Origin of the sequence: Streptomyces sp. NPDC090741, assembly GCF_044769045.1 — a bacterium.
GTDB lineage: Bacteria > Actinomycetota > Actinomycetes > Streptomycetales > Streptomycetaceae > Streptomyces.
The window spans coordinates 751,392-768,691 of record NZ_JBIVXF010000002.1 but is presented as its reverse complement, the minus strand read 5'-3'; the positions used below and the strand labels follow the sequence as shown (position 1 = coordinate 768,691).

Here is a 17,300-nt window from a genome sequence, read left to right as displayed (position 1 = left end):
CTCCGCGCCGGCTCAGGGCTGGTCGTACCAGGAGAACGCGGCGATCCGCCAGCCGTCCGGGGTGCGGACGAACTGGATGGTCTTGGTCCCGCGGCCCTCGTACGGCTCGCCGTCCAGGATCCCGGACTTCCGGTACTCGCCGAACCGCGACGCGATGTCGCCGGCGATGTCGGTCCGTTCGGAGGTCTCCCACTCGGAGAACTCGACCAGCCGGCCTTCGTTCAGCAGCTTCCGGCGGGGCTCGATGAACTCCTCGACGGTGTGGACCGTGAGCTCCGGCCCCGTCTTGACGATCACCCCGCCCGGCAGGACCAGCCGCCGGATCCGGGCCACGTCGGCGGTCTTGCCGCCCCGGTTGTCGAACGCGCCGAAGAACTCGTCGGTCAGTGCGTCTATTTCACCCTTGGACATGGCGCGACGGTAACACGCGACCCCTGTGACGGGTGGGTGCGCGATCCTGCTCGGTGGGGCGGGGTTTCGAGCAGCTATTGACATGCATCCGGCGCTGCGCTGCACTTTGCCTGCACTTTGGCCGTGTTCTGAACTCCCCCTTCCCTCACATGCCTTGGGGACTCGCCATGCGTCTGCTCAGATTGCTGGTCGCCGCCGTCTGCGCGGTGGCCGCGCTCTCCTTACCCGCTGTCGCCGTCGCCGGTCCCGCGCAGGCCGCCGCCGGGCCGCCGCAGACCGTTCCGGCGCTGCGGCAGTGGACGGCCGGCACCGGTGCCTACACCTTCACCGGGACCGGCCGGATCGTCGTCGATCCCGCCTACGCCGCCCAGCTCTCCGACGAGGCCGCCACCTTCGCCGAGGACCTGGGCGCCCTGGCCGGACGTCCCGTCGCCGTCGTCACCGGGAGCGCCTCCCCGGGCGACATCGCGCTGAGCCTCGGTGACCCGGGGCTGCCCGCCGAGGGCTACCGGCTGACCGTCGGAGCGTCCGTCGCCATCCGGGCCGGGACCGACACCGGCGCGTTCTACGGCACCCGTACCGTGCTCCAGCTCCTGCACCAGTCGGCGTCGGTGCCCGCCGGTACGGCGGTCGACTGGCCCGCCAAGGCGGAGCGCGGGCTCATGATCGACCAGGGCCGGAAGTTCTTCACCGTCGACTGGGTCGAGCAGCACATCAAGGAGCTGGCCTACCTCAAGCTCAACTACTTCCACTTCCACCTGTCGGACACCTTCGGGTTCCGGCTCGAGAGCTCCACCCACCCGGAGATCGTCTCCGCGGACCACTACTCCAAGCAGGACATCGCCGACCTCGTCGCGCTCGGGCAGAAGTACCACGTCACGATCGTTCCCGAGATCGACACACCGGGGCACATGAACGCCGTCCTGGCCGCCCACCCTGAGCTGAAGCTCAAGAACAGTTCCGGCACGGCCAGTCCCGATTTCATCGACCTCTCGCTGCCGGCCTCGTACACCCTGATCAAGGACCTGGTGAACGAGTACCTGCCGCTGTTCCCGGCCCCGTACTGGCACATCGGCGCGGACGAATACGTCACCGACTACGCCAAGTACCCGCAGCTGCTCAGCTACGCCCGCTCCCACTACGGGGCGGGCGCCACCGCCAAGGACACCTACTACGGGTTCGTGAACTGGGCCGACGACCTGGTGCGGGCGGCCGGCAAGACCACCCGGATGTGGAACGACGGCATCAAGGCCGGGGACGGGACGCTCACGCCGCACCCCGGAATCCTCGTCGAGTACTGGTACAGCTACGGGCTCACCCCGCAGCAGCTGGCCGCGGCCGGCCACACCGTCGCCAACGAGTCCTGGACGCCGACGTACTACGTGCTCGGGGGCGCCAAACCCGACACCAAGTGGATGTACGAGACCTGGACCCCCGACCGCTTCGAGGGCGGGGCCACCCTCACCGACCCCTCGAAGAACCCCGGCTCGCTGATCCACGTGTGGTGCGACAACCCCACCGCCGAGACGCAGGAGCAGATCGCCGCGGGCATCATGTACCCGCTGCGCGCCCTGGCCCAGCAGACCTGGGGCTCCCCCAAGCCGGCCGCCACGTACGCCGCGTTCACCCCGATCGCGGCCGCGGTCGGGCACAACCCCGCGTGGCCCGGTCTCGCCCAGCCCGGCAACCTCGCGCGCAACCGGCCGACCACCGCCTCCAGTACCGAGACCGCCGACTTCCCGGCCTCGTCGGCCACCGACGGGGACCCCGGCACCCGCTGGTCCAGCGCGTACGCCGACCCGCAGTGGCTCCAGGTCGACCTGGGATCCAGTCAGGCCGTGAGCCGCGTGGTGCTGCGCTGGGAGGCTGCGTACGGAAAGGCCTTCCAGATCCAGCTCTCCGACGACGGCGCGACCTGGCGCACGGTCTACACCACGGCGACCGGCGCCGGCGGGGTCCAGGAGCTCACCGGCCTGTCCGGATCGGGCCGCTACATCCGCGTGTACGGGACCAGGCGCGGCACCGCGTACGGCTATTCGCTGTACGAGTTCGAGGTGTACGGCGGCGAGTTGAGCGGCGCCCGGACCCTCGGCGCGGCCGGCAAGGCCCTCGACGACCCGGGGAGTTCGAGTGCGCCGGGTACGCAGCTGATCACCTGGACACCGCACGGCGGCCCCAACCAGCAGTGGCAGCTGTCGCTCAACGCCGACGGCTCCTACTCCATGGTCAACGGATCGTCGAGGCTCTGCGCGGACGTGTCGGGCGGCTCCACGGCGCCCGGCGCTGCCGTCGTCCAGGGCGCCTGCACGGGCGCAGACGGCCAGCGCTGGCTGCTCACCGCGCTCGGCGGGGGCGACTACTCGGTGGTCAACAAGAAGAGCGCGCTCCTGCTGACCACCGCGTCCGGGGCGGACGGCGCCCTCGCCACGCAGCAGCCGGGTTCCGGTTCGGTCTACCAGCGGTGGCAGATCGCCTGACCGGACGGCGGTGCGTGGACGTCTCCCGGCGGCGCGGTGGTTTTCGCCCCGCCGGGAGACGTCCAGCGTTCGTGGACCGGTGGAGAGCCGGTCGGCGCGGTGCTCTCCATGGCGGAGCGATCTCCTCCTCACGCAACCCCTTGAACTCACGGGTAACACCCTGACCGTCCGTGGAACACCCCGCCCACCACGCACGTTGTGCGGGAGATGGAGAAGCCCTCACACCGCCGTGAACACCTCTTACACGACCTCTCGAAGGAGTCCCGCGTGAACCAGGCCCCCACCGCACCGCTGGTCCTCGACCCCGCCGGCGCCGACCGGCACGCGGAGCACCGGCTGCTGCGCGCCCAAGGGCCCGCGGCCCGCGTGGACATACTCGGCGTAACGGCCTGGGCCGTCACCGACCCCGCCCTGCTCAAGGAGTTGCTCACCAGCCCGGACGTGTCCAAGGACGCCCGCGCGCACTGGCCGGAGTTCGAGCAGGCCGTCCAGACGTGGCCGCTCGCCCTCTGGGTCTCGGTGACCAACATGTTCACCGCGTACGGAGCCGACCACCGGCGGCTGCGCCGGATGGTGGCTCCCGCGTTCAGCGCCCGCCGTGTGGCGTTGCTCCGTGACACCGTCGACGACATCGTCACCGGCCTCCTCGACGAGCTCGCCGCCCTCCCGCCGGGCGAGGTGGCCGATCTGCGCGAACGGCTCGCCTACCCGCTGCCCATCGCGGTCATCGGACACCTGATGGGCCTCCCCGAGGAGCAGCGCGGCGACTTCCGTACGGTGGTGGACGGGGTCTTCGACACTACCCTGACCCCCGAGGAGGCCGCGGCGAACACGGTCCGGGTCTACGAGGTCCTCGCAGAGCTCATCGCCGCCAAGCGCGCCGTGCCCGGTGACGACATGACCTCTCTGCTCATCGCCGCCCGCGACGAGGAGGGGGACGGCTCCGCGCTCTCGGACTCCGAGCTGAGCGACACTCTGATCCTGATGATCAGCGCCGGGTACGAGACGACCGTCAACGTCATCGACCAGGCGGTCACCGCCCTGCTCAGCGACCCCGGCCAGCTGGACCACGTCCGCGCCGGGCGCAACAGCTGGAGCGACGTCGTCGAGGAGACCCTGCGGCACGAGTCGGCCGTGAAGCATCTGCCGATGCGCTTCGCGCTGGCCGACATCCCGCTGGCCGACGGGCGGACCATCGCCAAGGGTGAGGCGATCCTCGCCTCGTACGCCGCGGCCAACCGGCACCCCGACTGGCACGGGCCGGACGCCGACACCTTCGACGTCACGCGGATCACGAAGGACCACCTCGCGTTCGGGCACGGGGTCCACTTCTGTCTCGGTGCCCCGCTGGCCCGGCTGGAGGTCGCGACCGCGCTCGAAGCGCTCTTCGACCGCTTCCCGGCCATCGAGCCGGCGGTGCCCGCCGACGATCTGCTGCCCGTCACCTCCCTCATCAGCAACGGCCACCGTTCACTGCCCGTCCGGCTCGGCCCGTCGGCATGATGACCCGCTTGGCGTAAGGACGCCCGAAATTCACCTCCCTGACGCCTCGGGCAGGCGGATCATCAGCCTTGCCCGCCCTAGGCTGCCGCCATGTCTGAGGTGGGGGTCACGGTCCGGGGTTGCCGGCTGATCGGAACGCTCGGGTCGGTGCTGCTGGCCGCCGGGAGCTGGTCGGCGGGCGCGCTGCCCTTCGGCGTTCCTGACGGGGTATGGGCGCAGCGGAGCCCCGCGCACACGGTGCTGGGAGCGGCGGCCTCGTACGCCGGGCTGGTGCTGCTCGTGGTCGCCTGGTGGCGGCTGGGCGGGCTGCTGCGGGCCGGGGAGCCGGTCGGCCCGAGACGGCTGCGCTCCGTGCTGTGGTCCTGGGTCCTGCCCCTCGTCCCGGGCCCGGTGATCTTCAGCAGCGACGCGTACAGCTATGTCGCGCAGGGCGCGCTGGCGGTGCGGGGCTGGGACGTGTACCGGCTGGGGCCGTCGGCGCTCGGCGGTACGCTCGCCGGCAACGTGCCGGAGATGTGGCAGGACGCACCGGCGCCGTACGGGCCGCTGGCCGTCTCGGCGACGCGGGCCGTGATGGCCGTCACCGGCGAGCACCACACGGTGGCCGCGGTGCTGGGCATGCGGCTGCTGGCCCTGTGCGGGCTGGCACTGATCGTCTGGGGTGTGGGGCGGCTCGCGTCCGAGTGGGGTTCCGAGCGGGGTTCCGCATCCGGCGCCGGGGAGGCCGGGGCGCTGTGGGCGACCGTGCTCAACCCGCTCGCCCTGGTGCACCTGGTGGGCGGCGCCCACAACGAGGCGCTGATGATCGGCCTGATGGTGGCGGGGCTGGTGGCCTTCCGCCGGGGGCACTGGGTGCTGGGCACCGTCGTGCTCGTCTCGGCCGCGCTGGTCAAGGTTCCCGCCGCGGTGGCTCTGCTGTGCGCCGCCGCGTGGTCCGTGGGCGGGCGGCCGGATCGGCGAGCGGGATGGCTGCGGGCGGCCGGGATCGCGCTGGTGGGTCTCGCGGCGCTGGTCCTGGGCGTGGCCGTGTGCGGCCAGGGCTGGGGGTGGCTGTCGACCCTGCGGGGCCCCGCGCAGATCTACACGGTGCTCTCGCCGAGTACGGACGTGGGCCGGGTGCTCGGGCTGCTGTCCGAGGGGTTCGGCGTGGGTACCGCGACCGATGCGATCGCCGCCGCCCGCTCGGTGGGGGTGGTGCTGGGCGTGTGCCTGGTGGGCTTCTGCGCGTGGCGTGCGCCGCGTACGGGGCCCGAGTACGCCACCGGCATGGCGCTGCTGGGGCTGGTGGTGACCGCTCCGGTCGTACAGCCCTGGTACGTGCTGTGGGGGATGGTGCCGCTGGCGGCGGCGGCCTGGCGACTGCTGGAGAGCATGTGGGCGCGGCTGGCGATGCTGGTGCTGCTGTTCATGGTGCTGCCCAGTGGGACGTCGGCTACCTGGTCCTACGGGTTCGCCGCCGTCACGGGGGCGTCGGCGGCCGTGGCGGCGCTCGTGGCATGGGGTCCGCCGGTGCTCGGGACGCTGCCCCGCCTTCGCCTGCAGGAGCGCGCGTGGGTGCGGGCGGCGGTCAGAACGCGTCGGTGACCCGGCGGGAAATGCGCGTTGCGCAGGCCGGTGATGATCACTAAGGTCGACCGGGTGACTGCCGGGTCGGCCTTGGGCCATGTACGAGTAGGGTTCCCGGCCTCGGCGTGAGCCCGAGGCGGGCCAGGAGCCCGCCCTTTCTCCGCGTTTCTTGCGCCCGGCGCCCGCGTGCGGCGCCCTTCCACGGGAACCCGAAACCGGAGACACACCACTCATGTCGAACACCCAGCAGTACCCGAACGCCGTCCAGTTGAACCACACCGTCGTCCACGCCAGGGACCGGGGCCTGTCGGCCCAGTTCCTCGCCGTGATCCTGGGACTGGAGGTCGGCGCTCCGTTCGGGCCGTTCCTGCCCGTCGATCTCGGCAACGGCGTCACGCTCGACTACTACGCGATGACCGACGAGCCGATCCAGCCGCAGCACTACGCGTTCCTCGTGCCCGACGAGCGGTTCGACGGCATGATCACCCGCCTGGAGGCGGTCGGGGTGACCTACTACGCCGACCCCCACCACACCGAACCGGGGCAGATCAACCGCCTGTTCGGTGGTCGCGGCGCCTATTTCGCCGACCCGGACGGCCACAACATGGAGATCATGACCCGCCCCTACGTTCGCCCGTAGGGGTCCGGCCGCACGAGCGGCGAGATCTTCCTGACCGCCGGCCCGTGAGCCCCCTCACACACCGACCCGGGCGGGGTGTGCGACCCGGGATGCCCAGCTCCGCAGGTCGTCGGCCGAGGCTTCGAGCGCGTCGCCGCCGGGACCGGCCCAGGCTATGTAGCCGTCCGGGCGGATCAGGTACAGGCCGCGTCCATAGGCCTCGTACGCACCTGTCTGTGCGGTGCGCAGGCCAGGGAGCGGCGGGAGTCGCTCCGGCAGCGGGGTGTCGACCGCGAGCAGGGTGAAGTGGGGGCCGCGGTAGAGGTCGAAGAGCCGCAGCCCGTCGCGCTTGCCGTCGGGTGCCCGGTCTCCCGCGGCCAGGGCCTCGTCGGCCAGGCCGCTGCGTATCTCGCGGGTGAGCGAGGAGTGCCGCTGGTCGAGGCCGAGTTGGCGAGTGGCGGCGCCACGCTGCTCCTCACCGCGGTGGATGCGGGTGGACAACCCCAGCATCGCGGCGGCATTGGGGAGACGCTCCTCCTCGTACGTGTCCAGCAGCGCCTCCGGGGCTCCGTCGCGCAGCACGGCGGCGAGCTTCCAGCCCAGGTTGTAGGCGTCCTGGACGCTGGTGTTGAGCCCCTGGCCGCCCGCCGGCGAATGGATGTGGGCGGCGTCGCCCGCGAGGAAGACCCGGCCCTCACGGAAGCGGTCGGCGAGCGCGGCGTTCACGGTGAAGTCCGATGCCCACAGGACCTCGGTGACTTCCTCGGCCGATATGTGGGTGAACGCGGCGACCACCGCACGCACTTCCTCCGCCGTGACCTCCTTGCCGACCGATGCCGACTGGGCCACGAACTGGAACTCCCGCGTATGCGGCAAGGGGCAGAGGGCGGCGAAGCCCGTGCCGCCCGCGGCGGGCGGGAAGATGTGCCAGTTGTCCCGGTCGAGCGTCGGTATGACCACATCGGCCACGAGCATCGGGGCGGGGTCGACGCGCTCACCGGTCATCTTGATGCCGACGAGCCGGCGGACCGTGGACCGGCCGCCGTCGGCGGCGACGGCGTATCCCGCGCGGACGGACTTCGGGCTCCCGCCCTCCACCGGTATGAGGGTGGCGCACACGGACTCGGCATCCTGGGTGAGGCCGGTCAGCTCGACTCCGAACACGACGTCACCGCCCAGTTCGCGGAGCCTGTCGAGCAGGATCCGCTGGGTGCGCCACTGGGGCAGCAGCGCGGGCCCGGTGTAGGGCGCGCCCTCGGTCGGTTCGACGTCCTCGAACATGCGGAACTCACCGGCACGGGAGCCGCCCTGCCATGTCATGCCGATCGGCGCCTGGCCGCCCCATCGCATGACTTCCTCCAGGACACCGAGGTCGTCGAAGACCTCCAGGGTCCGCGGCTGGATGCCCTTGCCGCGGGAACCGGGAAACAGCTCCGGCGACCGCTCGACGACCAGGGCGCGCACACCGCGCCGGGCAAGGTCACAGGCCAGTACAAGGCCGGTGGGACCGGCGCCCACGATCAGCACATCGGTCCGGTCTTCCTGGTATCGCCTCTGGTTCATCGATCTCCCCGTTCGCTCGCTTCGCCACGGCTCCTTAACAACGTTAAGGAGCCTCTTCACGCAAGAATGCCCTTAACGTTGTTAAGCTGTCAACGCCACGGAAGAGTGAACCGCCCCGGGAGACAGAGCAGACGATGAACGCCAAGCCGCAGCAGACTCCGCCGCGCGTCCCTCCCCTGACTCGCTCGACCGTCGCCGAGACCGCGCTGCGGCTGCTGAACGAGGGCGGGCTCGACAAGCTCACCCTGCGCGCCATCGCGCAGGAGCTGGATGTGAAGGCGCCGGCCCTGTACTGGCACTTCAAGAACAAGCAGGAGCTGATCGACGAGATGGCCACGGAGATGTTCCGGCGCATGGCCACGGGCCCGGAGGAAACCTGGCCGGACGCCTCCTCGACACCCTGGCGCGAGCGGATGTCGGTCGCCAATCGGGGCCTGCGCCAGGCCCTGCTCGCCTATCGCGACGGCGCCCGCGTGTTCACCGGCTCCCGCTTCACCGGAACCGAGCACGCGAAGCAGTCCGAGGCCCATCTGCGCGCCCTGCTGGCGGACGGGTTCGAACTGCCGCAGGCCGTACGGGCCATGGCGACGACCTTCGCCTACACGCTCGGCTTCGTGATCGAGGAACAGGGCGTCCACCCCGCCCCGGGCGAGCGCCGGGAGGGCTACGACGTGGCGGAGCGCGGCGAGCGCCTGGCCGACTACCCGCTCGCCGCGGCCGCCGGTACGCACCTCTTCCAGGAGTACGACGAGCACTTCGAAGAGGGTCTGCAGATCGTCATCGAGGGCATCGCCGCGCGGTACGCAATCCACTGACCGCGGCAGCGCGAGCGCCGGCCGTCACCGCTTACGGGACGTTCGACACGGTCTCGCAGCGGACCGCGATGTCGGCTCCGTCCGTCCCGTCGCAGGTGTCCTTCGCGTCGTCACCCCCGTCCATGACGTCGTTGCCGCCCGCCGCCGCGTCCGGGGCGACGGGCGCGACCGGTGCGACCGGCGCGCCCGGCGCGGGCTTCACCGCCGGGGTCGGACGGCCCTGGCGACCCGGGCGCGCGGGCTTGCCGGTCAGGCCGCTCTCGCCCTTCCCGTGCGCGGCGTGGCCCGAGTTGCTGTCGCCGATGATGGCATCGACGCCGGGTCCGCCCAGCAGTACGTCCTCGCCGTGGCCGGTCGCGCTGCCCTCGGCGGAGGAGTCGCCGGTGATGCTGTCGTCTCCGGGTCCGCCGTCGAGGATGTCCCTGCCGCCGCCGGTCGCGTTGATGCCGCCGCGGCTGTCGCCGATCATGGCGTCGTTGCCCGCCTCGCCGAACAGGATGTCGTCGCCACCGCCCGACGCGCTGGAGCCGAAGGCCATGCTGTCGCCGCCCATGCGGTCGTCACCCGGCCCGCCGAAGAGGATGTCGTTGCCCCCGCCGTCCACGGGAGCCCTGGTGGAGAGCAGGTCGCCGCGCATGAGATCCGCGCCGTCGCCACCGTCCAGCCGGTCGTCGCCCAGGCCGCCGGCGATCGTGTCGTTGCCGCCGAGTCCGCAGATCAGGTCATTGCCGCCGAGTCCGTCGATGGTGTCCGCTTCCGCCGACCCGATGATGACGTCGTTGCCCTCCGTCCCGGTGATCGTGCCGGACCCGGTGATGGTCGCGGGCTGCCCGAAGCAGGTGGCGTCGGCCGCGTGGGCGACCGCCGCCGGGGCCCCGAGGGAGAGCAACGCGGCTGCGGCCAGCAGCGTGAGTGACTTACGGCAAGGCATACAGACCTCCGGTGGGAGTGTGCACAGCCGTTCCGGCTGTCCAGGGAACCAGGCTCGAATCCGTGGGGACCGTATGGCGCGAATGCCGTGAAAGCAATCAAATGCATAGCAGTTTGTATGCCTTACCCTCGTCTGGCCCCGCCGCGGGTGCGGCCAGACGAGCACACAGCGCGTGCGCGCGCCGTGTGCTCGCGTGAAGCTTGAGACCAGGTGACACGCAACCCCTTCGGAAGGGCCTGTCCTCATGCCGCTCACGCATCGCAAGGATCTCGGACTTCTCGCCCTGCGCCTGGGGGCCGGCGGTGTGCTGCTCGCACACGGGTCGCAGAAGCTCTTCGGATGGTTCGGCGGGGCCGGCATCGAGGGCACTGCCCGGGGTATGGAGCACATGGGGTTCACCCCGGGCCGGGAGAGCGCGATCGCTGCCGGGCTCGGCGAAGCGGGCGGCGGGTTGCTGCTCGCGCTGGGGCTGGCGACTCCGGCGGCCGGTGCCGCCGCCGCGGGTGCCATGGCCGGCGCCGCCGCCGTGCATGCGCCCGCCGGGTTCTTCGCCCAGGCCGGCGGCTTCGAGTACCCGGCCTTCCTCGGCTTCGTGGCGGCCTGCCTGGGCCTGTCCGGGCCCGGCCGCTTCTCGCTCGACCATGCCACGCGGCACCGGTTGGACCGGCCGGCCACGGTGGTGATGGCCTTCGCGCTCAGCGCGGCCGCGGCCACCGTCGTACTGAGCCGCCGGGCCGCGACGCTCGCCGCCGCCGAAGCGTCCGGCCCGGACCGGGACACCGACAGCCGGACGGCGTAGCCGCCGTCGCCGATTCGCCGATTCGCCGGGCGGGGCGGGGCGGGGCGGGCCGATTGCGGCTACCAGCCGAAGCGGCGGTCGACCTCCTGGGCGAACTCCTCGAACGTCAGCACGTTGTCGCCGTTCTTGTCGGCGGCGTCGAACAGCGCGGACGAGGCGTCGACATCCCCCAGACCCCAGAACGGCAGGTCGCCGTTGGCGGCCAGCGTCGGGCCCTTCGTCCGCAGTGCGGTGATCACTTCCAGGCGGGTCAGGGTGCCGTCATGGTTGAGATCGAGCGCCTCGAACAGTTTGCGGGCCTTCGCACTCATCACGTACGTCCTTCCGGGAGGAATCGGCAAGGGCTGCCTGCCGCCAGCCTACGGCGCACCCCACCCGGGCCGACGGGGGCGGACACCCCGAACCGAACCAGCAGCCGCAGGAATGAGGAATCAGGCGGATGAGCGAGACACCACCCCAGCAGGCCACCGCGGAACAGGCCGTCACCGTCCTGATGGCGGTGGTGCCGTGCGGCGCCGATACCGCGCGGCAGATCCTGGCAGACACGGCGTGGGCCGCCGGCGCCGGCCTCCGCGAGACGGCCGAGGCCGTACTCCTCCTGGGAGGCGGCGGCAAGCCTCCGGCCCCTTTCGGCAGGGCGCTGGCGGACGCGATGGACGAGGCCCGGTCCGCCACCGAGTCCGTGACCCGGCCGTACACGCGACTGCTCCCCGACCCGCAGACCATCGGCGAGCTGCTGAAGCGGCACCGCGGCCTGCGGCGCCGCGCCCTGGCCGCGCCCCACGACCCGGCCGTACGCGATGAGCTCGACGACGCCACCTACACCCTGTGCATCCTGATGGGTCAACGGAACGCCTACACGGCACTGCGCTCGGCCGAACTCCTCCTCGGCGCCGAGTGGCTCGGCACCACCGTCCCCGGCACCACCGTCCCCGGCGGACCGGACCAGCACCCGGACCGCCCGCCCGTCCGCAGCCCCGGTACGCGTCAACAGGGCACCACGGGGCACGACTTTCCGTAGTCGACCTGCTACCTTTCGTGATTGCCGAAGGAAGTGATCACGCGTAGAAGGGTGCGTCCATGAAGACGGTCGGGAACACGACCCGTGCACTGGCGTTCGCGGTGGTGAGCCTGCTGGCGGCGGCAGCCGTACCGGCCGGGCAGGTCTCCGCCGCGACGGGGCGGGCGGCGCAGTGCCGCAACATCGGAACCTCGTTCACCGACAAGCTGATCCCCGGGCAGTGCATCAGCAACGGCGCCAACCGCCTGGAGATGCAGTACGACGGCAACCTGGTCCTCTATTCGGGCAGTCGGGCCTGCTGGGCGAGTGGCACCGACGGAACCGACGGGGTGTACGCCGAGTTCTCGGGCGACTGGAGGCCCGATTCCCCGTACCTTTCCCTGGAATCGCAGTTCGGGCAGCTCAGGAAGTACCGCGGGAAGTACACCGGACTGCACAAGACCGGCAACGTCAGCATCAACGGCAAGGGCGAGGTCTGGATCGCGTACGGGAAGCTCGCGGGCTGCTGACCATGGCCGTCAACGGGAAGCCGGCGCGTGGTGCGGCCGCGCTCGTCCTCGCGTGCGCCGTCCTGTTCGGGGCGCCGACGGCTGCCGGTGCCGTGCCGCTGCGCCCGGCGGACGCGTGCGTGGCGGGCGAGAACCTGGGTGAGATCGCGAACAACTTCATCTCGCGGTGCCGCAAAGGGTCCATCCGGCAGGCGTTCCCCGGGGAGCACTACGGGGACACGCTCGGGTACGTCCGGGGCTGCGGGCTCAAGTCCTGCCAGACGGCGTGGAAGCTGCTGAACGACAACCGGTTCAAGAAGTGAGGACGTACGTCGCCGTTCTCGTCTGCGTCGCAGAGGCCGCGGCGGCTTCCGGCAGTCAAGCGCCCCTGTACCGGGAGAGCTTCGTCCTGCTGACCGCCCGGACCGAGGACGAGGCCAGGTCGAAGGCCCGGGCCCACGGCGAAGGCCTCGAAACGAGCTACCGGAACGAGAAGGGCGAGCTGATCACCTGGACGTTCCGGCAGCTCGTCGATGTCGCGGAGGTACCGGACGACAGCCTGGGCGACGGAGCGGAGCTCTACACGAGACACTTCCGCGATTTCGCCGCGTACACGGCGTTCGAACCCCTCCTCTCGGGCGAGGACCTCTGACGGGTGAGACCTCTTGAGCTGCGTTCCCCGGCCGTCCGCCGCAGCACGTCCCGGCGGGCGCTGCTCGCCGGGTCGGTCGGCAATCTCGTCGAGTGGTACGAGTTCGGCGTCTACGGATGCCTGGCCACCGTTATCGCCGCGAACTTCTTCCGGTACGACGGGAGCAGCGGAGCCGAGGCGCTGGTGGCCACGTACGCCTCGTTCGCGCTCGCCTTCTTCTTCCGGCCCGTCGGCGCCGTCCTGTTCGGGCGGCTCGGTGACCGGCTGGGGCGGCGGCCCACCCTCATCGTGGTCGTCGGCCTCATGACCCTCGCCACCGTGACGATCGGGCTGCTGCCGACCCGCGCCGCCATCGGCCCTGCCGCGCCCTGGCTGCTCACCCTCCTGCGGGTGCTGCAAGGGCTCTCCGCGGGCGGCGAGTTCGGCGGGGCCGTCGCCCTCATGACGGAGTACGCGCCCGTGGGCCGCCGCGGCCTCTTCGGCGCCTGGCAGTCCTTCACCGTCGCGCTCGGCCTGCTCACGGGGGCCGGTACGGCCGCCGCCCTGGCGAGCGCGCTGCCCGCCGGAGCCCTGCACGCGTGGGGCTGGCGCATCCCGTTCCTGCTGGCCCTGCCGCTGGGTGCGGTGGCGCTGTGGCTGCGTACGGCCTTGGCGGAACCGCCCACGCCGCCGGCTCCCGCGGCAGACGCCCGTCCCGTCGGCCGCAGGGAGCTCGCGCGGGCCGTCGTCCTCGGCATCGGGCGGATCATGGGCTGGTCCGCGGCCGGGTACACCTTCCTCGTCGTCCTGCCCTCGTACCTCCAGGCCACCCTGGGCGCCTCCCTGCGCGAGGCCCTGCTCGCCACCGCCCTGGCCAACGCCGGGTTCGCCGCCTCGATCCTGCCCGCCGGGGCGCTCAGCGACCGGATCGGCCGGCGCCCGGTGATGCTGGGCGGAGCCGCCGGGGTCGTGGTGCTCGCCCTCCCCCTCCTCCACGTGCTCCAGTCCCCCGGCGCCTCGCCGTGGTCCAGGGCCGGGGCCGTACTGCTCGCGGGTGCGCTGGTCGGTCTGATGGCCGGACCGGGGCCGGCCATGCTCGCCGAGATGTTCCCGCGCCGGGTGCGCTGTACCGGGCTCGGGCTGGCCTACGCCCTCGCCAACGCGATGTTCTCCGGCTGCGCCGGGCTCGTCATCACCGCCCTGATCGCCCGGACGGGAGACACCTCCGTGCCCGCGTACTACGCCGCCGGCGCCTGCGCCCTCAGCTGCTTCGCCCTGCTGGGCCTGCGCGGCCGCGACCATCGGGAGCCGCTGCGATGAGGGTGATCGGGCTGATGTCGGGGACCTCGTACGACGCCGTCGACGCCGCGGCCGCCGATCTCGAACTCTGCGCCGAGGACGGCGCGCTGCACCTCGCGCCGCTGGGCATGATCAGCGAGCCGTACCCGGCGGACGTACGGGAGGCCCTCGCCGCCGCCCTGCCGCCCGCGGCGACCACCCTGGCCGAGGTCTGCCGCCTCGACACCCGGATCGGGCAGGCCTTCGCGGCCGTCGCCGCCCGCGCCGACCGGGAACTGTGCGCGGGACGCGCCGAGTTGGTCGCCTCGCACGGGCAGACGGTGTACCACTGGGCCGAGGACGGCCGGGTGCACGGCACGCTGCAGCTCGGCGAACCGGCCTGGATCGCCGAGCGCAGCGGCTGCCCGGTCGTCTCCGGGTTCCGGCCGCGTGACGTGGCGGCGGGCGGGCAGGGCGCACCCCTGGTGAGTCTGATCGACCTGATGCTCCTGCGCGGGCGCCCCGGCGTACCCGCCGCCCTGAACATCGGGGGGATCGCCAACGTCACCGTGCTGCCGGCGGGCGGCGATCCCGTGGCGTTCGACACCGGCCCGGGCAACGCACTGATCGACGCCGCGGTCCGTGAACTGAGCGCCGGCAAGCTCGCGTACGACGCGGACGGCGCGCTCGCGGCCGCCGGGCGCGTCCACGAGGGGCTGCTGGAGCGGCTGCTGTGCGGGGAGCCGTACTACCGGATGCCGGCTCCCCGCACGACGGGCAAGGAGCTGTTCCACGCGGGCTACCTGCGGGCCCGGCTGGCCGGGTTCGGCGAGCTCCGGCCGCAGGACCTCGTCGCCACCCTCACGCGTCTGACCGCCCGGACGGTGGCCGACGCGCTGCGCCCGTTCGCAACCACCGAGGTGTTCGTGTCCGGTGGCGGCGTACGGAACCCCGCGCTGATGGCGATGCTCCGCGACGAGCTGGCGGGCGATACGGGCGATACGGACCGCACGGGCGGTACGGCAGTACGCGGTTCGCAGGAGCTGGGGCTGCCCGCGGAGGCGAAGGAGGCCTACGCCTTCGCGGTGCTCGGATACCTCACCCTGCACGGCCTCCCGGGCAATGACCCGGGGTGCACGGGCGCCGCGGGGCCGCGCGTCCTCGGGTCGCTCACCCCGGGCAGCCGCCCGCTGCGCCTTCCCGCGCATCCGGGCCGCGCCCCGCACGCCCTGACCGTACGAGGGCGGGCCACCGTGCGAGCCGTCCTGTGACCGGCGTCCGGAGGGACCGGCCGGGGAACAGCGCTTCCGACGGACGGAAGGTTCTCGTGCACCATCGGATCACGCGACACGCAGCCGCGGTACTGACTGCGCTCGTACTCCTGATGCAGCCGGCGGGGGCCGGGGCCGCCCGTGCGGCCGACAACCCGGCCCACGTGGTCGAGGAGCAGCGGATCGACGACCGGACGCTCGATCTCACCGTCTCCTCGCCCGAGATCGACGCGCCGGTCAAGGTGCGGCTGCTGCTGCCGTCGGCCTGGTCCAAGACCGCCACCCGTACGTGGCCGGTCCTGTGGCTGCTGCACGGCGGGCCTGGAGACCACACCGACTGGACCGCCAACACCCACATCGAGGAGCTGGCCGCCCCCCGGGACGTCCTCGTGGTCCTGCCGCAGACCAGCCCGTGCAGCGGATACAGCGACTGGTACAACACCGCCGGCGGCGGCCCTCCGGCCTGGGAGACGTACCTGGTCGACGAGGTGCGGCCGCTGCTGGAGAGCGGGTACCGCGCCGGTACGGAGCGTGCCGTCGCGGGGCTGTCGATGGGCGGGCTCGGCGCGATGAAGCTCGCCGCCATGCACCCCGGCATGTTCCGCGCGGTGGCCTCGTACAGCGGGGCGGTCAGCACGCTCCACCTGTCGCTCGACGGCGGGCTCTCCGGGCCCGATCTGGTGAAGGGCGCCGGCGGCGCGTGCCACACCGACTGGAGGCGCATCTGGGGCGAGCCGGGGTTCCCCTACGACACCGCGGACCCGGCGGACGTGCGCCAGCGAGCCGTGTGGGAGCGCAACGACCCGGTCCATCAGGCCGCCGGGCTGACCGGTACCCCGCTCTACGTCTCGTACGGCGACGGCACGGACGCCGGTACGGGCTGGCAGTGGGGCGACCCGCCGCCGAGCCCGACGCGCTGCACGAACCCGGTCCGCCACGGCACGGAACGCGTGGAACGACTCATTCACGGCATGAACCAGGACCTGCGGCTGCGCCTCGCCCAGCTCGGCGTTCCGGCGGTGGTGTGCTCGTACCAGGGCGGCCACGCGTGGCCGTACTGGGAGCGCGAGCTGGTGTCCTCGTTCCCGATGCTGATGGCGGCCATCGGCGCCTGACCGGGCGCGGGCTCAGCGGTCGGCCGGGGGTTCGAGCAGTTCGGGGCCGTTGTTCCGCACGCTGTTGACCGCCGTGGACACCGCCCGTACGTCGAGGTGGCCGTCGGACGGGGTGTGGAGCAGGGCCCGGAGGCCGTGGACGTCCTCGTGGGCGGGATCCAGCCAGGCTTCCTGGTCCTCCGCGGCCACGGCCAGGGGCATGCGGGGGTGGATGCGGCCGGCCGCGTCGGTGGCCTCGGTCGTGATGATCGTGGTGGTGAGGAGCCAGGCGGCCGGGTCGTCCTCGTCGGTCACGGCCGGGTCGCGCCAGAACTCGTACAGCCCGGCCATGGCCATCACCCCGGCGTCCTGCGGAGTGATGAAGTACGGCTGCTTGTACGCCTTCGCCGTGGCGGTGGCGTCCACGGACTGCCACTCGTAGAAGCCGTCGGCGGGCAGCAGGCAGCGGCGCCGGGTGAAGGCACGGCGGTAGGCCGGTTTCTCGTGCACCGTCTCCACCCGCGCATTGATCATCCGGGCGCCCCCGTTCGGGTCCTTCGCCCAGGAGGGGACGAGGCCCCAGCGCAGGGCGCGCAGCCGGCGCTCCACCTCCCCCGTCGTGCGGTCGGGGCGTTCGAGGACCGCCCACACCTCGTCGGTGGGGGCCACGTTCCAGCTCGGTGCCAGCGTCTCCCGGGGATCCCAGCGGGCCTCGAACAGGTCGGCCAGGTCTTCGGGGGCGCGGCTGGAGGCATATCGACCGCACATGGCATCCACTGTCCCACCGCGAGGGCTCTTCCGGCTCGGCTCCACGCCCGCGCCGCCCGCCGCGT

The 17,300-nt window shown here is 72.2% G+C and carries 18 protein-coding genes; 13 read left to right on the top strand and 5 right to left on the bottom strand.

Annotation, left to right across the window (positions count from 1 at the left end):
- Window positions 1-12: 12 nt before the first annotated feature.
- Window positions 13-411 (bottom strand): DUF4440 domain-containing protein, encoded by a 399-nt coding sequence (locus tag ACIQU4_RS08600; protein ID WP_403727385.1) that lies wholly within the window; start codon window positions 409-411, stop codon window positions 13-15.
- 167 nt (window positions 412-578) lie between these two features.
- Here ACIQU4_RS08600 and ACIQU4_RS08595 point away from each other — a divergent pair, with 167 nt between their 5' ends.
- From ACIQU4_RS08595 to ACIQU4_RS08580, 4 genes are all read left to right on the top strand, one after another.
- On the top strand, window positions 579-2,888 hold the full coding sequence (locus ACIQU4_RS08595) for a family 20 glycosylhydrolase (RefSeq protein ID WP_403727383.1): 2,310 nt from the start codon (window positions 579-581) through the stop codon (window positions 2,886-2,888).
- Window positions 2,889-3,155: 267 nt separating this feature from the next.
- Window positions 3,156-4,391, top strand: coding sequence for a cytochrome P450 (locus ACIQU4_RS08590; RefSeq protein WP_403727381.1), 1,236 nt, complete (start codon window positions 3,156-3,158; stop codon window positions 4,389-4,391).
- A 90-nt stretch (window positions 4,392-4,481) separates the two neighbouring features.
- On the top strand, window positions 4,482-5,975 hold the full coding sequence (gene mptB / locus ACIQU4_RS08585; RefSeq protein WP_403727379.1) for a polyprenol phosphomannose-dependent alpha 1,6 mannosyltransferase MptB: 1,494 nt from the start codon (window positions 4,482-4,484) through the stop codon (window positions 5,973-5,975).
- 214 nt (window positions 5,976-6,189) lie between these two features.
- Window positions 6,190-6,597: a VOC family protein gene (locus ACIQU4_RS08580; protein ID WP_403727377.1), complete on the top strand. Its 408-nt coding sequence runs from the start codon at window positions 6,190-6,192 to the stop codon at window positions 6,595-6,597.
- Window positions 6,598-6,651: 54 nt separating this feature from the next.
- On the opposite strand, the gene ACIQU4_RS08575 is transcribed toward ACIQU4_RS08580, so the two are convergent.
- Window positions 6,652-8,199: an FAD-dependent monooxygenase gene (locus tag ACIQU4_RS08575; RefSeq protein ID WP_403727376.1), complete on the bottom strand. Its 1,548-nt coding sequence runs from the start codon at window positions 8,197-8,199 to the stop codon at window positions 6,652-6,654.
- 74 nt (window positions 8,200-8,273) lie between these two features.
- On the opposite strand from ACIQU4_RS08575, the gene ACIQU4_RS08570 reads away from it, so the two are divergent.
- Window positions 8,274-8,954, top strand: coding sequence for a TetR/AcrR family transcriptional regulator (locus ACIQU4_RS08570; RefSeq protein WP_403727374.1), 681 nt, complete (start codon window positions 8,274-8,276; stop codon window positions 8,952-8,954).
- A gap of 31 nt (window positions 8,955-8,985) precedes the next feature.
- Here ACIQU4_RS08570 and ACIQU4_RS08565 read toward each other — a convergent pair whose 3' ends face one another.
- On the bottom strand, window positions 8,986-9,885 hold the full coding sequence (locus ACIQU4_RS08565) for a calcium-binding protein (RefSeq protein WP_403727372.1): 900 nt from the start codon (window positions 9,883-9,885) through the stop codon (window positions 8,986-8,988).
- 244 nt (window positions 9,886-10,129) lie between these two features.
- Between ACIQU4_RS08565 and ACIQU4_RS08560 the strand changes: the two genes are divergently transcribed.
- A complete protein-coding gene (locus ACIQU4_RS08560) occupies window positions 10,130-10,684 on the top strand; it encodes a DoxX family membrane protein (protein WP_403727370.1) in 555 nt (184 codons plus the stop codon).
- Between the two features lie 59 nt (window positions 10,685-10,743).
- On the opposite strand, the gene ACIQU4_RS08555 is transcribed toward ACIQU4_RS08560, so the two are convergent.
- Window positions 10,744-10,995, bottom strand: coding sequence for an EF-hand domain-containing protein (locus ACIQU4_RS08555; protein ID WP_403727368.1), 252 nt, complete (start codon window positions 10,993-10,995; stop codon window positions 10,744-10,746).
- Between the two features lie 128 nt (window positions 10,996-11,123).
- On the opposite strand from ACIQU4_RS08555, the gene ACIQU4_RS08550 reads away from it, so the two are divergent.
- The 7 genes from ACIQU4_RS08550 to ACIQU4_RS08520 are packed head-to-tail and all read left to right on the top strand — an operon-like array spanning window position 11,124 to window position 16,488.
- The gene (locus tag ACIQU4_RS08550; protein ID WP_403727366.1) at window positions 11,124-11,705 is read left to right on the top strand and encodes a DUF5133 domain-containing protein; all 582 of its coding nucleotides are present in this window, start codon (window positions 11,124-11,126) and stop codon (window positions 11,703-11,705) included.
- Between the two features lie 59 nt (window positions 11,706-11,764).
- A complete protein-coding gene (locus ACIQU4_RS08545) occupies window positions 11,765-12,214 on the top strand; it encodes a hypothetical protein (RefSeq protein ID WP_403727364.1) in 450 nt (149 codons plus the stop codon).
- A gap of 2 nt (window positions 12,215-12,216) precedes the next feature.
- Window positions 12,217-12,516 carry a hypothetical protein gene (locus ACIQU4_RS08540; protein WP_403727362.1) on the top strand — a complete coding sequence of 100 codons (300 nt, stop codon included), beginning with the start codon at window positions 12,217-12,219 and terminating at the stop codon, window positions 12,514-12,516.
- Complete coding sequence (locus tag ACIQU4_RS08535) at window positions 12,513-12,845, top strand: DUF4288 domain-containing protein (RefSeq protein WP_403727361.1); 333 nt, start codon at window positions 12,513-12,515, stop codon at window positions 12,843-12,845. Before ACIQU4_RS08540 ends, ACIQU4_RS08535 begins: the two co-directional genes overlap by 4 nt.
- Before the next feature lie 3 nt (window positions 12,846-12,848).
- Entirely contained in the window at window positions 12,849-14,144 is a 1,296-nt protein-coding gene (locus ACIQU4_RS08530; protein ID WP_403727360.1) for an MFS transporter, read from the top strand.
- On the top strand, window positions 14,141-15,373 hold the full coding sequence (locus ACIQU4_RS08525; protein ID WP_403727358.1) for an anhydro-N-acetylmuramic acid kinase: 1,233 nt from the start codon (window positions 14,141-14,143) through the stop codon (window positions 15,371-15,373). The genes ACIQU4_RS08530 and ACIQU4_RS08525 overlap by 4 nt, the downstream gene beginning before the upstream one ends.
- Window positions 15,374-15,429: 56 nt before the next feature.
- The gene (locus ACIQU4_RS08520; protein WP_403727356.1) at window positions 15,430-16,488 is read left to right on the top strand and encodes an alpha/beta hydrolase; all 1,059 of its coding nucleotides are present in this window, start codon (window positions 15,430-15,432) and stop codon (window positions 16,486-16,488) included.
- Between the two features lie 12 nt (window positions 16,489-16,500).
- Here the strand turns inward: ACIQU4_RS08520 and ACIQU4_RS08515 are convergent, their stop codons facing one another.
- Window positions 16,501-17,235, bottom strand: a complete 735-nt coding sequence (locus ACIQU4_RS08515; RefSeq protein ID WP_403727355.1) for an SOS response-associated peptidase — start codon at window positions 17,233-17,235, stop codon at window positions 16,501-16,503.
- Between the last annotated feature and the right edge of the window lie 65 nt (window positions 17,236-17,300).

Excerpts from the sequence above, each read along its gene's own strand:
- ACIQU4_RS08600 (WP_403727385.1), bottom strand. The coding sequence starts at position 411 with ATGTCCAAGGGTGAAATAGACGCACTGACCGACGAGTTCTTCGGCGCG.
- ACIQU4_RS08595 (WP_403727383.1), top strand. The coding sequence starts at position 579 with ATGCGTCTGCTCAGATTGCTGGTCGCCGCCGTCTGCGCGGTGGCCGCG.
- mptB (WP_403727379.1), top strand. The coding sequence starts at position 4,482 with ATGTCTGAGGTGGGGGTCACGGTCCGGGGTTGCCGGCTGATCGGAACG.
- ACIQU4_RS08580 (WP_403727377.1), top strand. The coding sequence starts at position 6,190 with ATGTCGAACACCCAGCAGTACCCGAACGCCGTCCAGTTGAACCACACC.
- ACIQU4_RS08570 (WP_403727374.1), top strand. The coding sequence starts at position 8,274 with ATGAACGCCAAGCCGCAGCAGACTCCGCCGCGCGTCCCTCCCCTGACT.
- ACIQU4_RS08565 (WP_403727372.1), bottom strand. The coding sequence starts at position 9,885 with ATGCCTTGCCGTAAGTCACTCACGCTGCTGGCCGCAGCCGCGTTGCTC.
- ACIQU4_RS08560 (WP_403727370.1), top strand. The coding sequence starts at position 10,130 with ATGCCGCTCACGCATCGCAAGGATCTCGGACTTCTCGCCCTGCGCCTG.
- ACIQU4_RS08555 (WP_403727368.1), bottom strand. The coding sequence starts at position 10,995 with ATGAGTGCGAAGGCCCGCAAACTGTTCGAGGCGCTCGATCTCAACCAT.
- ACIQU4_RS08550 (WP_403727366.1), top strand. The coding sequence starts at position 11,124 with ATGAGCGAGACACCACCCCAGCAGGCCACCGCGGAACAGGCCGTCACC.
- ACIQU4_RS08545 (WP_403727364.1), top strand. The coding sequence starts at position 11,765 with ATGAAGACGGTCGGGAACACGACCCGTGCACTGGCGTTCGCGGTGGTG.
- ACIQU4_RS08540 (WP_403727362.1), top strand. The coding sequence starts at position 12,217 with ATGGCCGTCAACGGGAAGCCGGCGCGTGGTGCGGCCGCGCTCGTCCTC.
- ACIQU4_RS08525 (WP_403727358.1), top strand. The coding sequence starts at position 14,141 with ATGAGGGTGATCGGGCTGATGTCGGGGACCTCGTACGACGCCGTCGAC.
- ACIQU4_RS08515 (WP_403727355.1), bottom strand. The coding sequence starts at position 17,235 with ATGTGCGGTCGATATGCCTCCAGCCGCGCCCCCGAAGACCTGGCCGAC.